This is a genomic window from Aquipuribacter nitratireducens (assembly GCF_037860835.1).
Taxonomy (GTDB): Bacteria; Actinomycetota; Actinomycetes; order Actinomycetales; family JBBAYJ01; genus Aquipuribacter; species Aquipuribacter nitratireducens.
The window spans coordinates 262,235-283,589 of record NZ_JBBEOG010000002.1 but is presented as its reverse complement, the minus strand read 5'-3'; the positions used below and the strand labels follow the sequence as shown (position 1 = coordinate 283,589).

Annotated in this window: 15 protein-coding genes; 7 read left to right on the top strand and 8 right to left on the bottom strand. The window is 75.4% G+C overall.

What is annotated here, in order from left to right:
• The first annotated feature begins 40 nt into the window (after positions 1-40).
• Positions 41-1,696 (top strand): DEAD/DEAH box helicase, encoded by a 1,656-nt coding sequence (locus WAB14_RS04715; protein WP_377002446.1) that lies wholly within the window; start codon positions 41-43, stop codon positions 1,694-1,696.
• Positions 1,697-1,720: 24 nt separating this feature from the next.
• Here WAB14_RS04715 and WAB14_RS04710 read toward each other — a convergent pair whose 3' ends face one another.
• Positions 1,721-2,473 carry a ParA family protein gene (locus WAB14_RS04710; RefSeq protein ID WP_340267886.1) on the bottom strand — a complete coding sequence of 251 codons (753 nt, stop codon included), beginning with the start codon at positions 2,471-2,473 and terminating at the stop codon, positions 1,721-1,723.
• 68 nt (positions 2,474-2,541) lie between these two features.
• On the opposite strand from WAB14_RS04710, the gene WAB14_RS04705 reads away from it, so the two are divergent.
• A complete protein-coding gene (locus tag WAB14_RS04705; protein ID WP_340267884.1) occupies positions 2,542-3,426 on the top strand; it encodes an oxygenase MpaB family protein in 885 nt (294 codons plus the stop codon).
• 207 nt (positions 3,427-3,633) lie between these two features.
• On the opposite strand, the gene WAB14_RS04700 is transcribed toward WAB14_RS04705, so the two are convergent.
• Entirely contained in the window at positions 3,634-4,470 is an 837-nt protein-coding gene (locus WAB14_RS04700; protein ID WP_340267882.1) for a PHP domain-containing protein, read from the bottom strand.
• 37 nt (positions 4,471-4,507) lie between these two features.
• Here WAB14_RS04700 and WAB14_RS04695 point away from each other — a divergent pair, with 37 nt between their 5' ends.
• Positions 4,508-5,479: a P1 family peptidase gene (locus WAB14_RS04695; RefSeq protein WP_340267880.1), complete on the top strand. Its 972-nt coding sequence runs from the start codon at positions 4,508-4,510 to the stop codon at positions 5,477-5,479.
• A 13-nt stretch (positions 5,480-5,492) separates the two neighbouring features.
• The gene (locus WAB14_RS04690) at positions 5,493-7,061 is read left to right on the top strand and encodes an aminopeptidase P family protein (protein ID WP_340267879.1); all 1,569 of its coding nucleotides are present in this window, start codon (positions 5,493-5,495) and stop codon (positions 7,059-7,061) included.
• Between the two features lie 13 nt (positions 7,062-7,074).
• Here the strand turns inward: WAB14_RS04690 and WAB14_RS04685 are convergent, their stop codons facing one another.
• Together WAB14_RS04685 and WAB14_RS04680 are read right to left on the bottom strand one after the other, a co-directional pair.
• The gene (locus WAB14_RS04685) at positions 7,075-7,644 is read right to left on the bottom strand and encodes a YflT domain-containing protein (protein WP_340267878.1); all 570 of its coding nucleotides are present in this window, start codon (positions 7,642-7,644) and stop codon (positions 7,075-7,077) included.
• A gap of 77 nt (positions 7,645-7,721) precedes the next feature.
• A complete protein-coding gene (locus WAB14_RS04680) occupies positions 7,722-8,303 on the bottom strand; it encodes a Dps family protein (RefSeq protein ID WP_340267876.1) in 582 nt (193 codons plus the stop codon).
• A gap of 192 nt (positions 8,304-8,495) precedes the next feature.
• Here WAB14_RS04680 and WAB14_RS04675 point away from each other — a divergent pair, with 192 nt between their 5' ends.
• Together WAB14_RS04675 and WAB14_RS04670 are read left to right on the top strand one after the other, a co-directional pair.
• Positions 8,496-13,697 (top strand): peroxidase family protein, encoded by a 5,202-nt coding sequence (locus WAB14_RS04675; protein WP_340267874.1) that lies wholly within the window; start codon positions 8,496-8,498, stop codon positions 13,695-13,697.
• A gap of 25 nt (positions 13,698-13,722) precedes the next feature.
• On the top strand, positions 13,723-15,429 hold the full coding sequence (locus WAB14_RS04670; RefSeq protein WP_340267872.1) for a lytic murein transglycosylase: 1,707 nt from the start codon (positions 13,723-13,725) through the stop codon (positions 15,427-15,429).
• A gap of 9 nt (positions 15,430-15,438) precedes the next feature.
• Here the strand turns inward: WAB14_RS04670 and WAB14_RS04665 are convergent, their stop codons facing one another.
• The 4 genes from WAB14_RS04665 to WAB14_RS04650 all read right to left on the bottom strand — a co-directional run bounded on the left by WAB14_RS04665 (position 15,439) and on the right by WAB14_RS04650 (position 19,879).
• Positions 15,439-17,022: a sensor histidine kinase gene (locus WAB14_RS04665; protein ID WP_340267870.1), complete on the bottom strand. Its 1,584-nt coding sequence runs from the start codon at positions 17,020-17,022 to the stop codon at positions 15,439-15,441.
• A complete protein-coding gene (locus WAB14_RS04660) occupies positions 17,015-17,671 on the bottom strand; it encodes a response regulator (RefSeq protein ID WP_340267868.1) in 657 nt (218 codons plus the stop codon). The genes WAB14_RS04665 and WAB14_RS04660 overlap by 8 nt, the downstream gene beginning before the upstream one ends.
• A gap of 127 nt (positions 17,672-17,798) precedes the next feature.
• Positions 17,799-18,782, bottom strand: a complete 984-nt coding sequence (locus tag WAB14_RS04655; RefSeq protein ID WP_340267866.1) for an AfsR/SARP family transcriptional regulator — start codon at positions 18,780-18,782, stop codon at positions 17,799-17,801.
• A 197-nt stretch (positions 18,783-18,979) separates the two neighbouring features.
• Positions 18,980-19,879: a DMT family transporter gene (locus WAB14_RS04650; RefSeq protein WP_340267864.1), complete on the bottom strand. Its 900-nt coding sequence runs from the start codon at positions 19,877-19,879 to the stop codon at positions 18,980-18,982.
• Between the two features lie 75 nt (positions 19,880-19,954).
• Between WAB14_RS04650 and WAB14_RS04645 the strand changes: the two genes are divergently transcribed.
• Complete coding sequence (locus WAB14_RS04645; RefSeq protein WP_340267862.1) at positions 19,955-21,310, top strand: magnesium transporter MgtE N-terminal domain-containing protein; 1,356 nt, start codon at positions 19,955-19,957, stop codon at positions 21,308-21,310.
• Positions 21,311-21,355: the final 45 nt, after the last annotated feature.

Below are 21,355 nucleotides of genomic sequence, written 5' to 3'. Positions count from 1 at the left end.
CGAACCCTAGTCCCGCCACCCGGCTACGCTGGGGGGCATAGTGACTGACACGACCTCCCTCCCGACCGGCACCCCTGTCGTCGAGGCGCCTCCCGTCCCCGCCGGCCAGACGTTCGCCGACTTCGGTGTCCAGCCCGAGATCTGCGACGCGCTCGCCGCCGCCGGCATCACCCACCCCTTCCCGATCCAGGCGATGACCCTCCCGGTCGCCCTCGACGGCGCCGACATCATCGGGCAGGCCAAGACCGGCACGGGAAAGACCCTCGGCTTCGGCGTCCCCCTCGTGCAGCGGGTCGTGGGGCCGGGCGAGGCGGGCTTCGACGACCTGCCCACCCCCGGCGCGCCGCAGGCGCTCGTCGTCGCCCCCACGCGCGAGCTCGCGCTGCAGGTCGCGGGCGACCTCACGACCGCCGCGAGCCGCCGCCCCGTGCGGGTCACCGTCATCTTCGGCGGGCGCGCGTACGAGCCGCAGATCGAGGCGCTGCGCCGCGGCGTCGAGATCGTCGTCGGCACACCCGGCCGGCTCATCGACCTCGCGAACCAGGGTCACCTCGACCTCGGCTCCGCGCGCCACGTCGTCCTCGACGAGGCCGACGAGATGCTCGACCTCGGCTTCCTGCCGGACGTCGAGCGCATCCTCTCCCGCACCCCCGCGGGCCGGCAGACCATGCTGTTCAGCGCGACCATGCCGTCCGCGGTCGTCTCGCTCGCGCGGCAGTACATGACGCAGCCGACGCACATCCGCGCCCACGACCCCGACGACGACGGCGCGACCGTCAAGCTCGTGAAGCAGCACGCGTACCGCACGCACCCGATGGACCGCATCGAGTGCCTCGCGCGGCTGCTGCAGGCCGACGGCCGGGGCCTCACCATCGTCTTCACCCGGACCCGTCGCAACGCCTCGAAGGTCGCCGACGAGCTCGTCACGCGCGGCTTCGCCGCGGCCGCGATCCACGGCGACCTCGGCCAGGGCGCCCGCGAGCAGGCGCTGCGCGCGTTCCGCCACGGCAAGGTCGACGTCCTCATCGCGACCGACGTCGCCGCCCGCGGCATCGACGTCGAGGACGTCACCCACGTCGTCAACTACGAGTGCCCCGACGACGCCCGCACGTACGTCCACCGCATCGGCCGGACCGGACGCGCCGGCAACGCCGGCACCGCCGTCACGTTCGTCGAGTGGGCGGACGTGGTCCGCTGGCAGGTCATCGCCCGCGAGGTCGGCATCCCCGCCGACGAGCCCGCCGAGACGTACAGCACCTCCCCCCACCTCTTCACCGACCTCGGCATCCCCGAGGGCACGAAGGGTCGGCTCCCCCGCGCGGCGCGCACCCGGGCCGGGCTCGAGGCGGAGGAGCTGGAGGACGTCGAGGGCCCTCGCTCGGGCGGACGCGGCCGAGGCGGCCGCGACGGCGCGCCCCGCGGTGGTGCGCCCCGCGGCGGTGCGTCCCGGGGCGGGTCGGGAGACGGCAGGCGCGAGTCGTCCCGCGAGGGTGCCGCCGGTGACGGCGCACCGCAGCCGCGTCGTCGCCGACGCCGCAGCTCGGAGACGGTGGTCGTCGAGGTGCCGGAGACCGGCAGCGGCCCCGAGGGGTCCGAGGCGGTCCCTGCCCGACGCAAGCGGCGTCGTCGCCGTGGGGGCGGCGGTTCCGCGGCGGACGGTCGGGCACCGCAGCAGGACGTCACGACACCGGCCTGAGCGCCCGGGTCCGCGTCCAGCCCGTCAGCGGCCGTGCAGCAGCTCGGTCGCGACCTCGCGGTAGGCGAGGGAGGCGCGCGAGCGGGGTGACGTCGTGAGGACGGACCGGCCGCGGACCGGGGCCTCCGCCACGCGCACCGAGCGCGGGACGGGACCGAGCACGGGCAGCCCGTAGCGGCCCGACAGGTCCTCGACGACCTCACGGGCGTGCGAGGTCCGCAGGTCGACCATGGTGGGCAGGAGCCCGACGACGACGAGACCGGGGTTGACGCCCCGCCGCACGTCCTCGGCCGTGTCGAGGAGCTGTCCGACGGCGCGGTGCCCGAGCATCTCGGCGGCCAGCGGGACGAGCACCTCGTCCGCGGCCGCGAGCGCCGCGAGCGTGAGCACGCCCAGGGTGGGCGAGCAGTCGACAACGACGTCGTCGTAGCGGTCGGCGACCGGGGCCAGCGCGTCCCGCAGCGCCGCCTCGCGGTCGGGGCGCGCGACGAGGGCGGCGTCGGTCGCGGCCAGCTCGAGCGTGGCGGGCAGCAGGTCGACGTCCTCGGCCGTGCGGACGACGGCGTCCTCCAGCGGAGCACCGAGGAGGACCTCGGCGCTGCTCGTCACGACCTCGTCGGCGTCGACACCGAGGGCGAAGGTGAGACACGCCTGCGGGTCGAGGTCGACGAGGAGCACCCGGCGACCGGCCTGCGCGAACGCCGTCGACAACGCCGCAGCGGTCGTGGTCTTCGCCACGCCGCCCTTCTGGTTCGCCACCGCCAGCACCCTCGGCACGGCGTCATCCTCGCAGCCCCCTGCGGGTCGACGAGCCGTCCGGGCGTCCGGTAGGACAGACTCCAGCCGTGGTGGACGGTCGCCTCGCCGTCGTCGCCCCGGCACCCGGTGCCCAGGGCGCGGTCCCGGCCGACCCCGGCCTGTTCGGCCCGACGAGCGTGACGTGGCGCGTGCACGCGGACCCGCTCATGGCCGTCGGTGGCCTGCGGGCGCTCCTCCTGCAGTCGCTGCACCCGGAGGCGGCCGAGGGCTTCGCTGCGCACTCCCGCTACCGCGACGAGCCGTGGTCGCGGCTGGTACGCACCGCCGACTTCGTCGCCCTCACGACGTTCGGCAGCACCGAGCAGGTGCTGCGCGCCGCGGCGCACGTCCGTCGCGCGCACGACCGGGCGGCCTCGCGCGACGGCGGACGGCGCCTCGACGACCCCCGGCTGCTGCTGTGGGTGCACTGCTGCCTCGTCGACTCGATGCTCCACGTGGTGCGCCGCGGCGGGCTCCGGCTCGACGCGGCGGAGGCCGACCGCTACGTCGCCGAGCAGGTGCGGGTCGCGGCGCTGCTCGGGGTCGACCCCGCCCACGTGCCCGACGACGTGGCGGGCCTGCGCGGGTACCTGCTCGACAGCCGCGCCTCGCTCCGTCTCTGCCCGGCGGCCCGTGAGGCGGTCGCCGTCGTGCTCGCACCGCCCCTTCCCGCGCTCCTCGAGTACGCCACCCCCGCACGGGCGGGCTGGTCGTCGCTCGTCGGCACGGCCTTCGCCAGCCTCCCGGGCTGGGCCCGGGCGCTGTTCCCGGCGCCGTGGCGGGCGGCGGCCGCCGTCGCCCCACCGGCCGCCGTGACGTCGTCCCTGCGGGCGCTGCGCCTCGCCGGCCACGGCGTCCAGGCCCTCGTCCCGGCGCTGCGCGGCAGCCCGCACGAGCGCGAGGCCAGGCGCCGGCTCGGCCTTGCGGGCTAGGCGGCAGCGCCGCGCCCTCGGGGCGCACCACACCCTCCGGAATCCGGACGCCCGGGCCAGCAGGAGACCCGGCCACCCACCACGCCCTCCGGAATCCGGACGCCCGGGCCAGCAGGAGACCCGGCCACCCACCACACCCTCCGGAATCCGGACGCCCGGGCCAGCAGGAGACCCGTCACGCAGCGAGCTCGGCGGGGGCGGCTGCCGCTAGTCGGTCGCCCGCACCCGTGCGAGCAGCGCGTGGACGACGTCGTCCGGTGTCGTGTGCTCCGCGATCCGGTTCTGCTTGCCCTCGCCGTGGTAGTCGCTGGCCCCGGTGACGAGCAGCCCGAGGGCGCCGGCCAGCGAGCGCAGCCGCGCGCGGGTCGCCGGGTCGTGGTCGCGGTGGTCGACCTCGAGACCGGCGAGCCCGACGGCCGTCAGCCGCTCCAGCGTCGCCTCGTCGACGACGTCGGCCGCCGACCGGGAGCCGGGGTGCGCGAGGACCGCGACACCGCCGGCGGCCACGACGTCCGCGACGGTCCGCTCGAGGTCCGGCGCGCGGTACGGCACGTAGTACGGCCCGTCCTCCGCGAGCAGCTCGCGGAACGCCTCGTCCCGCGTGGGCACCGCGCCGAGCGCGACGAGCGCGTCGGCGACGTGCGGGCGACCGGGCGTCACACCGGCGGGGACGCGGTCGAGCACGGCCTCGACCGTGAGCGCCGGCACCGCGCGGCGCACCCCGTCGACGATCCGCCGCAGCCGGTGCCGCCGGCTGTCGACCGTCCCGGCCAGGACGCCGGCGAGGTGCGGGTCCCCGGCGACGTCCCCGTAGGCGAGCAGGTGGACCGAGCGGCCGCGGTGGCTCGTCGACACCTCGATGCCCGGGACGAGGTCGACACCGTGCACCTTCGCGGCCGCGGCGGCCTCCGCGAGCCCGGCGCCGGTGTCGTGGTCGGTGAGCGCGAGACCCGTGACCCCTGCGGCCGCGGCGGCCGCCACGACCTCCGCCGGCGACGTGGTCCCGTCGCTCACCGCGGAGTGCGTGTGCAGGTCGTAGGGCACGAGCACCGATCGTAGGGCGGCGGTAGCGTCGGGGCCCGTGCCACCAGCGACGGTGCCCGCCCCCGACCTGCCCGCCCCCGACCTCGTGACGCTCGCCGGCCTGCTGCCGGGCCCCGCGGCGGTGAGGGTCGGTCACGCGCACGCGGTCGGTGGCGGGTGGCGGACCGGCACGACGGTCGTCGTGCCCCCACCGGGGACCGCCGGGTCCGTCGTGGTCGGCGGCGGCGCCCCGGGCACCCGGGAGACGGACGCCCTCGCACCGGGCACGCTCGTCGACGCCGTGGACGCCCTCGTCCTCAGCGGCGGCAGTGCCTTCGGCCTCGCCGCCGCCGACGGGGTCGTGCGGTGGTGCGAGGACGACGAGCGGGGCTTCGCCGTGCCCACCCCGGCAGGTCCGGCTCGGGTGCCGGTGGTGCCTGCTGCGATCCTCTTCGACCTCGGGCGCGGCGGCGACGTCCGCGCCCGACCGACCGCGGACTTCGGGTTCGCCGCGGCCGCCGCCGCGGGTGCCGTCCCGGACGACGGACCGCCCGCACCGGAGGGTCACGTCGGTGCAGGGACCGGGGCGCGGGTGGACGCCGGTTCCCGCCCCGGCGGGCTCGGGGTCGCGGGTGGCGAGGTCGAGGGGACCGGCTGGCGCGTCGGGGCCCTCGTCGCGGCCAACGCGGCGGGGGTCCCCGCCGGCTGGGCCCCCGGGGACGCACCCGCGCCGGACACCGGCCGGGCCCGCGCCAGCACGACGCTCGTCGTCGTCGTCACCGACGCACCCCTCGACACCGCCGGGTGCCACCGGCTCGCCGGCGCGTCGCACGCGGGGCTCGCGCGAGCGGTGGAGCCGAGCCACACCCTCGTCGACGGCGACGTCGTGTTCGCCCTCGCGACCGGACGCGCACCGGCGGACGAGGACCCGCGTCGCCGTGTGGCGCTGGAGACCGCCGCGGCGCGCGCCGTCACCGGGGCGTTCGCCCGGGCCGTCGACACGGAGGTCGGCGCCCGCCTGGAGCGGTGACACGATGGGCGCCATGACGGGCGACGCCACGAGCACGACGGACCTGGACGGCACGGACGGGACGGACGGCACGGACGGCACGAGCGGCACCGAGCAGTCGGGTGCCCGCAGCCAGCGACCGACCTCGGAGGCGTTCCGTCGCTTCGTCGCCTCCGGCTGGGGGCCGCGCCCGGAGGTCGACGCGACGCCCGGCGACGGGCCGCGGCGTGCCGTCCGGCGTCGGGAACGGCTGTCGGCGCAGTTCCCCGGCGACCGGCTCGTCGTGCCCGCGGGCGGCCTCCAGGTCCGCAGCAACGACACCGACCACCGGTTCCGCCCCCACACCGCCTTCGCCTACCTCACGGGCCTCGGCGGGGACACCGAGCCCGACTGCGTCCTCGTGCTCGAGCCGCGCGACGACGGCGCCGGCAGCGGCGAGGGAGGCGGGCACGACGCCGTCCTCTACTTCCGGCCGCGCGCCGGCCGCGACACCGAGGAGTTCTACGCCGACGCCCGCTACGGCGAGCTGTGGGTGGGCGTCCGCCCGTCGCTGGCGGAGGTGGCGCAGGTGACGGGGATCGAGGCGCGGCACCTCGACGAGCTCCACGACGCCGTCGCGAAGGACCTCGGGCACCTCGTCGTGCGCGTCGTGCGGGACGCCGACCCGTCGGTCACCGACGCCCTCGACACGGCGCGCCACACCGCCGACGTCGACGACGAGGAGGCGCGCCGTCTCGACGACGCGCTCGCCGACGCGGTCTCCGCGCAGCGCTGCGTGAAGGACGACTGGGAGGTCGAGCAGCTCCGCGAGGCGGTCGCCGCGACGGTCCGCGGGTTCGAGGACGTCGCCCGGGCGCTGCCGCGCGCCGTAGGGCACGCCCGCGGCGAGCGCGTCGTCGAGGGCGTGTTCACCGCCCGCGCCCGCGAGGAGGGCAACGGCGTCGGCTACGACGTCATCGCGGCGGCCGGGGCGCACGCCTGCACGCTGCACTGGATCCGCAACGACGGCGCCGTCGCCGCCGACGACCTCGTCCTCGTCGACGCCGGGGTGGAGGCCGACAGCCTCTACACCGCCGACGTCACCCGCACCCTGCCCGTCTCCGGCCGCTTCAGCGAGCCCCAGCGCCGCGTCTACCAGGCGGTCCTCGACGCGGCCGACGCCGCGTTCGCGGTCGTCCGCCCCGGCGCGACGATCCGCGACGTCCACGCGGCGGCCATGGGCGTCCTCGCGGACCGTCTCGCCGACTGGGGCCTGCTGCCCGTCACGGCGGAGGAGTCGCTCGACCCCGAACGGGGCGGGCAGCACCGCCGGTGGATGGTGCACGGCACGAGCCACCACCTGGGTCTCGACGTCCACGACTGCGCGCGGCTGCGCCGCGAGACCTACCAGGGCCAGGCGCTCGAGCCGGGCATGGTCTTCACGATCGAGCCGGGCCTGTACTTCCGGCCCGACGACCTGCTCGTGCCGGAGGAGCTGCGCGGCATCGGCGTGCGGATCGAGGACGACGTCCTCGTGACGGCCGACGGGTACGAGAACCTGTCCGCGGCGCTGCCCCGGGACCCGGACGCCGTCGAGGCGTGGCTCGAGGCCGTGCGGTCCTGAACGGGCTCCGGGCTCAGTCGCGGGGGCCCGGCGGCCGGTAGGGGTCCTCGGGCACGCCCGGGGCCCCGGGGGTGCTGGGACCCGGGTCGACGCCGGAGTTCGGCAGGCCGCGCAGGACGTTGCGGGCCTGGTTCGCCACCTCGGCGACGGCGACGACCTGGTACTGCTGCGCGACGATCTGGCTCGCCGACGTGAAGTCGCGACGGCCGCCGGTGAAGCTGAACGAGATGACGCCGAACAGCATGCCGAAGCCCGCGCCGATGAGGGCGGCGGCGAGCCACACGTCGATGCCACCGGTGCCGAACAGCGTGAGCAGCAGGCCGACGAACAGCCCGAAGTACGCCCCGCTCGCGGCCCCTGCGCCGGCGACGCGCGGGTAGTTGAGTCGGCCCGTCACCCGCTCGACCATCCGCAGGTCCGTGCCGATGATCGCGACCTTCTGCACGGGGAACTTCTCGTCCGACAGGTAGTCGACGGCGCGCTGCGCCTGCTCGTACGTGTCGTACGTCGCGATCGGCTCCCCGTGGAACGGGGTGGGCAGGCGGGGCACGCCCCGTGGGGTGCCGCTACCGGAGAACGCCATGGCGCCATCCTGGCAGGCCCCGGTGTCCGGGGCCTGCCAGCGGCGGGACGGGCGGGCGCGCCGATGCCGCCCGCGTGTCAGTCCTCGTCGTGCTCGAGGGTCCCGGCGGCGCTCGCGGCGCCCTTCTCGGTCGTCTCCCCGCCGGTGACGAGCTCGCCGGCGGAGTTCTCCAGGTGGGCGCGGACGAACCAGTGGAAGAGCTCGAGCTTGCCGGCCTGCGCGATGAGCATGTCCTCGCTCACCGGGTCGAGGTCACCCGCGGACTCGATGGCCTTCCGGTGGTCGCCGATGACGCCCTGGTACACGACGTCGAGTGCGCCGAGGTGCTCCGCGGTGCCGGCGCGACGCAGCGAGTAGTCGTCCCACGAGCGGGCCTTCACCATCGCCCCCATCGTCCCGACCGGGCTGCCGCCGAGCGTCGCGATGCGCTCGGCGATCTCGTCGGTCATCGCACGGACGTCGTCGACCTGCGGGTCGATCATCTCGTGGACCGCGATGAAGTGCGGGCCCACCACGTTCCAGTGCACGTGCTTGAGCACGAGGTGGAGGTCGGTGAGCGCGGTGAGCCGGTCCTGCAGCAGGTCGACGAGCGTCGAGGCCTGCGACTCGTCGAGGCCGGGGATCGTGTAGCCGCCGCGCTGGGCCGAGGAGGTCGCCACTGGAAGTCCTTCCGATCGGGGTGGTGTGTCCGGTACGTCCGCGTCCGGTGTACCCGGACGGCGCAGCGGGGAAACGACGTCGAGGGTTTCCGCAAGGTCCCGCTGCCACGGTCCCGCCACCCGGGCGACCGTCCGGGTGTGCGACGACGACGTCGCGCTCGCTCGCTCCAGGACAGGCGATCGGGAGAGATCATGGGGACATCCAGGGCCAGGAAGGGCCTCGCGGCGGTCACCGCCGCGGTGACGATCGGGGCAGGCCTCGTCGTCACCGCGCCGACGGCCACCGCGGACCACGTCGCGGGGCACGAGCCCCCGGCGCTCAACATCGTGAAGTCGGACCTCGAGTTCGTGCTCCGGCAGATCAAGATCGCCGAGGCGCACGCCGCCGGCGGCGACCTCCTCGGACCCGGCGAGAACCAGGTGGGCAGCCCGCTGCTCCCCTTCGGTCTCCGCACGGTGACCGGCGACTTCAACAACCTCATGTCCGGCGCCCTCGACGGCAAGGACCGCAGGTACTTCGGGGCCGCCGACCAGCCGTTCCCCCGGCTGCTCGCGCCGCAGTTCCGCACCGCGGACGTCATCCCTCCGTCGCCGGCCGGGAGGCCAGGCCCGGGTCAGGGCTTCGGCGACACGACCTCGTACGCGCAGGTGGAGGCCGACCAGGTCGTCTACGACGCGGAGCCCCGCCGCATCAGCAACCTCATCGTCGACCAGACCACCGACAACCCTGCGGCGGTCGCGTCGGCCGAGCGACTCGGCACGCTCCCGCTCGTGGACGACGACGGCGACCCCGGCACCCCCGAGGTCGTGCCGCCCCACACCCCGCTCGAGATCCCGGCGACCGCACCGGACGAGGGTCTCTCGGCGCCCTTCAACTCGATGATGACGTTCTTCGGCCAGTTCTTCGACCACGGCCTCGACCTCGTGAGCAAGGGCGGGAACGGCACGGTCATCATCCCGCTCGACGCCGACGACCCGCTGCGCGTCGGGGGCATCGACGGCGACCCGAGCACCCCCGACACCGTGCCGCCGAACCTCGCCTTCATGACCCTCACCCGCGCGACGAACGACCCCGGCCCCGACGGGCTGCAGGGCACCGCGGACGACGTGCAGGAGCACACGAACACGACGACGCCGTACGTCGACCAGAACCAGACCTACACGTCGCACCCGAGCCACCAGGTGTTCCTCCGCGAGCACGAGCGGGTGGGCGACGACACCCGGGCCACCGGCTTCCTCCTCGACGGCACGCTCGAGGACGGCACCCGGGGTGGCCTCGCCACGTGGGCCGACGTCAGGACGCAGGCGCGTGACCTGCTCGGCATCGACCTCACCGACGCCGACGTCCACGAGGTCCCGCTCCTCCTCACGGACCCGTACGGCCGGATGATCCCGGACGCGAACGGCTACGCCCAGGTCGTCTTCGCCGGCGGCGAGCTCCGCAGCGGCACCGCGGCGGCACCGCTCGACATCACGGACGCGCTCGGCACCGGCCACGCGTTCCTCGACGACATCGCCCACTCGGCGGTCCCGACGGGCGACAACGACCCGGCGCCCGGCCCGCAGGTGGGGCCGCTGGCCCCCGACGCCGACGACGTCGTCACCCCGGGCCGACCCGCCTTCGGCACCTACGACGACGAGATGCTCGAGGAGCACTTCGTCACCGGCGACGGCCGCGGGAACGAGAACATCGCCCTCAGCGCGGTGCACCACGTCTTCCACGCGGAGCACAACCGCGTCACCCACCAGGTGCAGGACCTCGTCCTCGAGCAGACCGACGACCCCGAGTTCCAGGCGGAGTGGCGCCTGGGCGACGGGGCGTGGAACGGCGAGCGCCTCTTCCAGGCCGGCCGGCTGTTCACCGAGATGCAGTACCAGCACCTCGTCTTCGAGGAGTTCGGGCGCACCATCTCCCCGAACATCGACGTGGTCCCGGCGAACGAGAGCGGGTACCACCCCGAGCTCGACGCGGCCATCAAGGCGGAGTTCGCACACGTCGTCTACCGCTTCGGGCACTCCATGCTGACCGAGCGGGTGATGCGCGAGGCCTCCGACGGCACGACCGAGCAGATGACGCTGCTCGAGGCCTTCCTCGACCCGACCGCCTACGACGCCGGGGGCCTCAGCCCCGAGGAGGCGGCGGGGTCGCTCATCAAGGGCGCGACCCTCGAGCAGGGCAACGAGATCGACGAGTTCGTGACGCCGGTCCTGCGCAACAACCTGCTGGGCCTGCCTCTCGACCTGCCGACCATCAACATGACCCGCGCCCGTGACGCGGGCGTCCCGGGCCTGCAGGAGGCCCGGCGCACCTTCTACGCGGAGAGCCTCGACGCCACCGTCGCCCCGTACGCGAGCTGGAACGACTTCGGCTCCGCCCTGCGCAACCCCGAGTCGCTCGTCAACTTCGTGGCGGCCTACGGCACCCACCCCTCGGTAAAGTCGGCGACGACCCTGGCGGACAAGCGGGCGGCGGCACAGGCCCTCGTCGACTCCTCCGACCCGTTCCTCGCGACCGCGGGCGGCCTCGACGACGTCGACATGTGGGTGGGCGGCCTCGCCGAGCGCCCGCGCGTCTTCGGGTCGTTCCTCGGGTCGACCTTCAACTACGTCTTCGAGAAGCAGATGGAGGACCTGCAGAACGGCGACCGCTTCTACTACCTCTCGCGCCTCATCGGGACGAACTTCCTCGGGGAGCTGGAGAACAACTCGCTCAAGGCGATGATCGAGCGGAACACCACCGCGACCGACCTGCCGGCGAACATCTTCCAGACCCCGGACTGCGTGATCCGCGCGGCGGACTACGCGGGGCCGGGACCGTTCGCCGACGTCGAGGCGACCCCGTGCGACGAGTCGGCGATCCACACCGACCAGGCCGGGTACCTCCGCTTCGTGGGCGCCGAGCACATCACGTTCGTCGGCACCGACGGCAACGACAGGCTGCGGTCCGGACTCGGGGACGACACCGTCCTCGGCAAGGACGGCGACGACACCCTCGAGGGCGGCGACGGCAACGACAACCTCCTCGGCGGCAACGGCGCCGACGTCATCACCGACCTCAACGGTGACGACACGATCAAGGGCGGGAACGGCCCGGACGCCATCAACGCGGGCCCGGGTCTCGACCTCATCCTCTCCGGCGCGGGCAAGGACTTCGTCCTCCACGGCTCCGACGAGACCGAGTCGTTCGCCCAGACCGGCGACGACTTCATCCGGGGCGGCAACGCCCACGACATCATCGCCGGGAACGACGGCGACGACTGGATCGAGGGCGGCGGCGGCACCGACCTGCTGCAGGGCGACAACCGCAACGGGTTCCAGAACGACCCGAACGGCGGCGCGGACGTCCTCATCGCCAACGCCGGCAACGACGACTACGACGCCGAGGGTGGCGACGACATCATGGTCGCCGGCTCCGGCACCAACCGGAACGAGGGCATGAAGGGCTTCGACTGGGTGACCCACACCCGGCACCCCTTCCGGGCCGACGACGACATGCGCCTCACCGGCCTGCTCCCGCCGGACGTGCAGAACATGCGCGACCGGTTCGACCTCGTCGAGGGCCTGTCCGGCTGGCAGTTCGACGACATCCTGCGTGGCGACGACCGGGCACCGGAGGAGGTCGAGGAGGGCGAGCCCGTCGAGCCCCCGGGCGAGCTCAGCTTCATCGACCACGAGCTGCGGGACCCGTCGCGCATCGCCGGCCTCCAGCAGCTGCTGCCGGCCGACGCGGCGGACGCGGACGGGATCTGGTTCACCGGCGGCAACGTCCTGCTCGGCGGTGGCGGCTCCGACACCATCGAGGGGCGCGGCGGTGACGACCTCATCGACGGCGACAGCTGGCTCAACGTCACCCTCGAGGCAGGCGGCGTCCGCTACTCCTCGATGACGCAGCTGGCCGCCCGGGTGTTCGCCCGCGACATCAGCCCCGCCGACATCACCATCGTGCGGGAGATCGTGCGGGACGAGTCCGGCATCGACGTCGCGGAGTTCTCCGGTCCGGTGTCGGAGTACGACATCACCCGGACCACGAGCCGCGACGGCCGCCCGATGGCGATCGTCTCCCACACCGGCGGCCTCGCCACCGACGGGACCGACCACCTCATCGGCGTCGAGCGGTTCCGCTTCGCGGACGGCGTCCTCGACTTCGTCGACCTCCCGACGAACGTGGCGGCCACTGGCACGGTGCTCATCAGCGACACCACGCCGACGGAGGACGTCGCCCTCACCGCCACCGTGGAGGACCTCGTCGACCCCGACGGGCTCGGTGACCTGTTCTTCACGTGGGAGGCGCTCATCGACGGCCTGTGGGTCGGTGTCGGCAACGGGGACACCTTCACCCCGGGCGACGTCACCGTGGGCAACCCCCTGCGGGTCGTCGTCACCTTCACCGACGGCGAGGGCAACCCGGAGCGGCTGGAGTCGGCACCGACCGAGCCCGTCGCGAACGTCAACGACGTGCCCACCGGCGCACCGGTGGTCTCGCCCGCGACCCCGGAGATCGGCGGGACCCTGACCGTCGACACCTCGACGATCGCCGACGCCGACGGCATCCCGCTCGTCGACGGCAGCCCAGCGTTCGCCTTCCAGTGGCTCGTCAGCGACCGCGGCGACCCCGCCGACCTCGTGCCGGTGGCCGGGGCGACCGACCCCACGTTCGTCCCCACGGCGGACCAGGTCGGGGAGGTGTTCGCGGTGACGGTCTCCTGGACCGACACCCACGGCACGGCAGAGGCACTGACGTCGGACGTCACGCAGCCCCTCCCGGCGCCTCCGTCGGGCGAGGCGACGCTCAGCGTGGCCGCCCTGGCCTTCCCCGCCGTGACCACGACGTCCGGCACCACGCTCGACGTCGGCGTCAGCAACACGGGCACGGCACCGCTCACGGTGACGGGCCTCACCATCGGCGGGCGCGACGCGGCCTCGTTCTCTGCGGCCGGGTGCACGACGCCCGTCGCGGTCGGGGACAGCTGCACCGTCACGGTGACGTTCGCACCGGTCGCCGCCGGGGAGCAGCGCGGTGAGCTGTCGCTCGCCCACGACGGCGTGAACTCGCCGGCCGTGGTGACGCTCGTCGGCACCGGTCTCGTCCCCTCCACCCTGCAGGCCCCCGCTGCCGTCGACTTCGGGCAGCGGCGGATCGGGCAGGACCGGGTGCAGACCGTCCGCCTCCGGAACACGGGCGGGTCGACCATCACCCTCGGGGCGAGGGCCACGACCGGACCGTTCTCGGTCGCGGCGGGCACGTGCGGCGCGACCCTCGCGCCGCGGGCGTCGTGCAACCTGTCGGTCACCTTCCGCCCGGTGGCCACCGGGCCGGCGACCGGGGTCCTCACCGTGGTGAGCGACGCCGTCAACGGCACGGTGACCGTCACCCTCAGCGGCAGCGGCCGCTGAGCAGGCACCACCGAGGAGCGGCACCGTGACCGTCTCCACCGGGCTGGGCGCCGGGTCGACGACCCGGCGCCCCGTCCGGCGCCCCTCCCCCGCCGTCCACGGCTGTGCCGCCGCCCTGCTGGCGGTCGCGGCCGCGGTGCCGTCGCCCCCCGCTCGCCTGGGAGCGGGGGGCGCCGGGGCGCTCTCCACCGCGACCACCGCGACGGGCGACGGCCCGGTCCCCGTCCGGCTCGGTGCGGTCGCGTTCCCCCTCGGCGCCGACGGGTCGCACCACGCCGGAGCGGCGCCCACCGGGCTCCACGGCCTGCTCACCGAGGCGGCGGCGTCCGCGACCCCGGACGCCACGACGGTGCCGGCGGAGGTGTGGGACATCCTGCTGGCCGCCGGCCCCGACCCCCGGCCCCGGCTCGACGCCGCCACGCTCGACGCGCTCATGCCCGGGGGCGGCAGCGGCGCCCTCGCCTACGTCCCCACGACAGGTGGTCAGGACGCCGACGGCTCGGCCGCGATCCGCTCCGGCGGCGCGGGCAGCACGGCGGCGAACGGCATCCCCGCCCGCGCCCACGCCGCGTACGTCGCAGCTGCCGAGCGGACGGCGCGCACGACCCCCGGCTGCGGTCTCACGTGGCCGGTGCTGGCCGGCATCGGACGGGTGGAGTCGAACCACGGTCGCTACGGCGGTGCGGTCGTCGGTGCCGACGGTCGAAGCAGCCCGGCCATCATCGGCATCCCGCTCGACGGTCGACCCGGCGTCGCCCTCATCCGCGACACCGACGGCGGTCGTCTCGACCGGGACACGACCTACGACCGCGCGGTCGGTCCCATGCAGTTCATCCCCTCGACGTGGTCGGGCATGGGTGTCGACGGCGACGGGGACGGCACCGCCGACCCCCACGACCTCGACGACGCCGCCGCGGCCGCGGCCCGGTACCTCTGCGCCGGAGGCACCGACATGCGCGAGCGGGACGGTGCGAGGCGCGCGGTGCACCGGTACAACCACAGCTGGGACTACGTCGACCAGGTCCTCGCGCTCGCGGCCCGCTACGCCGCCGACCCCGGGGCCGTGGTCCCGGACCACCCGACCACCTCTGCCGTGCACCCCACCGGACCGAGGCCCGGAAGCACGGCCCGCGGCAGCTCGGCGCCGCCGGTGGCGAGCCCCGGCCCGCTCCCGCCGCGGCCCGGGGCCGCACCCGCCGCGACGGCTCCGTCGGGGCCCGTCCGGGTACCTGCGCGACCGGTCAGCACACGGGCACCAGGCGTCTCACCCACGCAGGCAGCGCCCACCACCACGCCGACCACGCCCACCACCACGCCCACCACCCCGCCCACCACCCCGCCCACCAACGCGCCGACCACCGCGCCGACCACCGCGCCGACCACCGCGCCGACCACCGCGCCGACAGGACCGGAGCCTCCGCCCGCTGCTCCCGACCCACCGGCCGTCAGCCCGGCGGCACCTGCGGAGGAATCTCCCGCACCCGAGGCGGGGCCGACTGTGCTCGGCACGGTCGCACTCCACCCGGGCGGGACGGTGACGCTCGACCGGCTCGACCTCGACCCCGCCGGAGGGCAGCAGCTGCTCGACGTGACGGCCCTCGGCGGTCCTTCGGGACTGGCGCTGACCGTCGAGCTGCTCACCGACGGCACCACGAGACTGGGGGTCGGCAGCGCCACCGTCGTGGTCGGCGTCCTCGAGGGTGATCTCGACGCCGGCGACCTCGTCGGCTGAGCGAGCGGCTCAGGCGGGCGGCAGCAGGAGGGTCACCGTGGTGCCGCGGCCCGGCCGACTGCGCACGTCCAGTGAGCCACCGATCTCCGTCACGAGGTCCCGGACGATCGTGAGACCGAAGTGCCCCTCCTCACGCGCACCGGTCACGTCGAAGCCCCGGCCGTCGTCCTCCACCCGCAGCACCGTCCCCGACCCGCCGTCGCGCAGGCTCACGGTCACCGTCCTCGCGTGCGCGTGCTTGTGCGCGTTGGCGAGACACTCCCGGGCCACGCGGTGCACCAGCCTCGTCCGCGTGCGGTCGAGGTGGTCGACCGCTCCGACGCGCACCACGACGTCGACACCCTCGTCGCGCAGCGGCGCCGCCAGGGCCTCGAGGCGCTCGGTCAGGCGGCCGCCGTCGAGGTCGGACGGGTAGAGGTCGGTGAGGATGCCCCGGAGCTTCGCGACGTCGTCGGTCACCAGCGCACGGGCCGCCTCCAGCTCGGCCCGGTGCTCCTGCGGTCCGTGCCGCTGCAACGACTCGAGGCCGTACCCGAGGCCGGCGAGGTCCTGGATGACGTCGTCGTGGAGCTGGCGCGCGAGACGGCGGCGCTCGAGGTCCGCCGAGGCCACCGCCTGGGCGAGGAGCACGCGCCGGGACCGTTCGGCGACGGAGACCCGCCGGGCGAGGGACACCGCCAGCGGGAGCTGGGCGAACCCGAGGACGACGAGGGCGAGCAGGGCGGCCGCCACCATCGGCAGACGCAGCGAGTCGGCGACGTCGAGCAGCTCCGGCGCCGGCGCGACCACCTCCACGAGGAGCGGGTCCCTCTCCCCCTCCTCCCCCGCGAGCACGACGACGTGCGCGTGGTCGCCGGGGGCCAGCCGCGCGAGCCCTCGACCCGGCAGCGACGAGAGGCCGTCGACGTCGACCGAGGCGTCGTCGGCGTCCTGCAGGCGCAGCACCGGCCCGCCCGGCAGCGCGTCCGTGTCGTCGGAGACGACGTCGTCGCGGCTGCCGCGGCCCCGGGCGTACACGAGCGTGCCGTCGGCCGACCAGACCGTGACGGAGCGGAGCGAGCCGTCGGCGACACGCGAGTCGACGACGGCGTCCAGGGCCGGCGACGGGACCGGCGAGCGGGCAGCGGCGGGGCCGGCCGCCACGGCCGAGCCGTCGGCGACGTCTGGCAGCAGCGGCAGGACGACGGTCTCGGCGAAGCGGTCGGTCCGGCCGACGGCTGCGTCGAGGGCGCGTTGCCTCGCGAGGGAGGACATGACCGCGTCGGTGAGCACCCCGACGACGAGGAGCACGACGAGGCTCACGACGACGTAGCGGGTGACCGGCACCCGCCAGCCGTCCCGGGCCCGGCTCCGGCGGAGCCGCGGTCGCGACCGCGGTCCCGGGCCGCGGGCGCCGGGCGGGCGGCGCGCTCCTGGCGCGGCGGCGGTGCCGGCCTGGTCCGCGGCCACGTCGAGGGCGACGAGTCCGACGGGGACGTCAGGCAGGTCCGAGAGGTCGGGCTGGTCGGGCAGCTCGGGTCCGTCCAGCCCCCCTGTGACCGGCCCGGCCCGCCGCGGCGGCACCGAGGGCACGCGACCCACGACGTCAGCCACCGTCGAGGCTCAGCAGGCCGCGCCGTACGGCCTTGACGACGGCCTCGAGCTGGGTGTGGGCGTCGAGCTTCACGAGGATCGCCTTCACGTGCCCGCGGCACGTGTTCTCGGACATGCCGAGGCGGCGGGCGATCCGCGTGACGTCGTGTCCCTGGCCCATCAGCTCGAGGACCTCGGCCTCCCGCTGGGTGAGGTCGGTGTAGACCCCGCCGTCGTGGGCCGCCGACCGGGCCCGCGCCACGAGGGACGGGTGGACGAGGAGCCGGCCCGGGCGCGCCTCCCGCACGGTGTCGAGGAGGACCGCGAGCGAGCCGCCCTTCGGCAGGAACGCCGTCGCGCCCGCCCCGGCGGCCTGCGCGACGAAGTCCGGGGACGCGTGCGCCGTGAGGACCACCACGGTGGTCCCCGGCGCCAGCTCGAGGATGCGCCGTGTGGCGGCGAACCCTGTGCCGTCCGGCAGCCGGACGTCCATGACGACCACGTCCGGGCGGGTCCGGTCGACGAGGTCGATACCGGCCTCGACGGTCGCGGCGTGGCCGACGCACTCGAGGTCGGGCTCGCGCTCGAGCGCGAGCACGAGGAGCTCGGCGAACGTGGTGTGGTCGTCGACCACCAGGACACGACGCGGCCGCACGCTCTCCCCCACCACGACGTCACCTCCCTCCGAGCCACCGTCGTGCCGCCGGGGGCACCCCCGGGACCGCCGTGTCCTGCACGAAGCATGCCCTTCGGCGGGCACCGTCCGCGCGCCTGTCGACGTCCGTCGTCCGTCCGGGTCAGCCCGGGACCGCGAGGGCAGCGAGCGCCTGCCGCGCCGCGAGCAGCACGCGGCGACGCTGCTCCGGCGGGGTGACGGCCGTCCGCCGCCGCAGGACCAGGACGGCGTGCAGCAGCTCGGCGAGGTCGTCGTCGGTCGGCTCGGTCGCCGCCAGGACGTCGTCCAGGACCGACTGGAGGCCGGCCCCGGGCGCACAGCCGAGCTGCGAACGCAGGACGTCACGACAGCGGTCGAAGGCCCGGAGGGCCTCGACGGGGTGGCCGAGCGCGAGGTGCGCCCGGACGACGACCTCCCACGCCGCCTCGTCGATGGGGTCGCGGCGCACGCTGTCGCCGGCCCACCGCAGCGCCTTCTCCCACTGCCCGGCCAGGCCGGCCGCGCGGGCGAGGCGCGTGCGGAGCGCGGACACCCGGGCGTCGTGCTCGGCGCGCGCGTCGTCGAGCCACGCGCTCGCGCGCTCCTCGGGCAGCAGGGTGCCGTCGAGGAGCTGCAGCGCCTCCTGGAGGAGCGCGAGCTCCTCCTCCGCGGGTAGGCCGGCGCTGCGGCGCAGCAGCTCGTGGGCGTCGTCCAGGTCCGAGCGGACCGCGCCCCTCGGCAGGACGTACCCGTGCGGCACGGTCACGACGAGCCGTCGACCCTCACGTCCCCCGAGCCGGGACCGGAGGACGCTCACGTGGCTCTCGAGCGCGGCGACCGCGCCCGCCGGGGGCGTGGCGCCCCACAGGACGTCGACGAGCGTCGCCTTGCTGAGGGGCGCGCCGTGCGCGAGGAGCAGCACGAGCAGCACCTGCCGCTGCTTGGTGCCGCCGAGGTCGCGAGGACCGAGGACACGCCCGTCGACGACGACGCGGAAGCCGCGGACGACCTCGACGCGCACCTGTGGAGCCGCGGGCGCGGGTCGGGGCGACGCGACGACCGTCGTGTCGCCCCCTCCACCGGGCAGCGGCAGGTGGCCCTCGACCCGCCGTCCGTCGAACCGCATGCTGCCCTCCTCGCGCCTGCCGCCCGGGTTGTCCCGCCACCACGATGCTCCGCCTCGTCGCGCAGGGGACCGGGCACATCCGACGATCGACGCCCCCCCAAAGATGGGTCGGCGAGTCGGTCACGCAGAGTGACGCCTTCACCCGTGCTCCTGGGCGAATGCGGACAATGCTCACAGTCAGTAGTCAACCGAGGCGATCACGCGGGTGACTCGGTGGGTTGACGCCTCGAGCGCACGACGACGGCGAGCCCCGCGAGCACGAGGACCGCGCCGGGCACCACGAGCAGGGGCGGCACCTCCCCGAGCCACAGCCATGCGATGAGGGACGCCGTCGGTGTCTCCAGCAGGATCGCGAGCGTCACAGTGGTCGCGCCGGCCCGCAGGATCGCGCGGTTGAGCAGGGCGTGGCCGACGATCTGCGAGGCCACCGCGACGACGGCGACCTCGGCCCACGTGACGGTGTCGAAGCCGAGGAGCGGCACCCCGAGCGACAGGCAGACGGCGAGCGTGAGCGCGGCGCACACCCCGTTCGCCACCGTCGAGTACGACGACGTCGACATCTCCCGTCGCGCGGCCTCCGCCGTCAGCGAGTAGCCGGCGGCGGCGGCGCCGCCGGCGAGCGCCATCGCGTCCCCCAGCAGGGCCGTCGTGGAGACCGTCGCGTCGACGCCGGTGATGGTGAGCACGCCCGCGAAGGCGACGAGGACGCCGACGACCACGCGCGTCGGCACCGGCCGACCGCGCAGCCGCTGGACGAGCACGACCCACAGCGGGGTGGTGGTGACGAGCGCGGTCGACGCCGTGACGCTCGTCAGGCGCAGGGAGGGGATCCACAGCATGAAGTGCAGGGACAGCAGCACCCCCGACCAGCAGACGGCCGTCACGGCGCTGCGGGACAGGGGTCCGTGCTCGCGCAGCCGGCGACGCAGGTGCGCCAGGCCCGCCGGCAGGTAGAACAGCGCTCCCGCGAACGTCCGCCAGAACGCGACCGCCAGCGCGGGCGCCGCGGTCGCGCCGGCGACGGGCGCGGCGACCGACACCCCCAGCACGCCGACGGCGATGACGACGAGGTCGAGCGCCCCGAGCCGTCGCGTCACGGCGGCAGCCTGCCGCACGCCGTCGTCCGCCGTGTCACCGGGCCGTGGCGCACCGGTGCGGGATACTCGCTCCCCGTGAGCACCTCGCCGGCACGCGTCTTCGCGGCCCGGCTCGCCGCGCTCCCGGTGTTCGACCCGGCGGGCGACCAGGTCGGGCGGGTCCGGGACGTCGTCGTCGTCATGGGGACCGGCCGGGCCCGGGCGGTCGGGCTCGTCGTCGAGGTCCCGGGCCGGCGTCGGGTCTTCCTGCCGATGACGCGGGTCATCGCGATGGAGCCTGCGCAGGTCGTGTCCACCGGGCTCGTCAACATGCGCCGCTTCGAGCAGCGGGCGAGCGAGACCCTCGCCCTCGCCGAGCTGCTCGACCGGCAGGTCGACATGCTCGACGGCAGCGGCGCCGTCGTCGTGGAGGACGTCGGCCTCGAGCAGACCCGCTCCCACGACTGGGTCGTCGCCCGGCTCTTCGTGCGGCGGGTGCCGCCCGGCGGGCACCGCCGTCGCCTGCGCCGCCGGGGGGAGACGTTCCTCGTCGCCGTCGACGAGGTGTCGAGCCTGCGCCAGCACGCGGGCCCGCAGGGCGCGGCGAGCCTGCTCGCCGCCTTCGAGGGGCTCAAGGCCGCCGACCTCGCCGAGGCGCTCCACACCATGCGCCCGGCCCGGCGGCTGGAGATCGCCGCGGCCCTCGACGACGAGAAGCTCGCCGACGTCCTCGAGGAGCTGCCCGAGGACGACCAGGTGCAGATCGTCACGCGGCTGCAGTCCGAGCGCGCCGCCGACGTCCTCGAGGCGATGGAGCCCGACGACGCCGCCGACCTGCTCTCCGACCTCGAGCCCGGCCTCGCCGCGCGCCTCCTGGAGATCATGGAGCCGGAGGAGGCGCAGCAGGTCCGCCGCCTCCTCGCCTACGACGAGGACACCGCGGGCGGGCTCATGACGAGCGAGCCCGTCGTCCTGTCCCCGGAGGCGACGGTCGCGGAGGCGCTCGCCCTCGTGCGCCGGGCCGAGCTCGCCCCGGCGATGGCCGCCGCCGTGTTCGTGTGCCGCCCGCCGCTGGAGGCGCCGACCGGCCGCTTCCTCGGTGTCGTCCACACGCAGCGGCTCCTCCGCGAGCCGCCGCACTCGGCGGTCGGCAACGCCCTCGACCGCACGCTGGAGCCGCTGACGACCGACGCCAAGCTCCTCAGCGTCAGCCGCTACCTCGCGACGTACAACCTCGTCTCGGCCCCGGTCGTCGACTCCGACCGCCGGCTCGTCGGGGTCGTGACGGTCGACGACGTCCTCGACCACCTCCTGCCGGACGACTGGCGCGAGCAGGAGGACCCTGCGGCGGTCGTCCGCGGCTTCGCCCGCCGCCGCGCCGCCGCCCTCGCGAGCACCACCGCCGAGGGGATCGTGACGGGGCGCCGGCCACGCGGGGGCGGTGGCGCGTGAGCACGCCGGACGAGGGACGGGCGGCCAGGGGGTCCCGCGACGCGG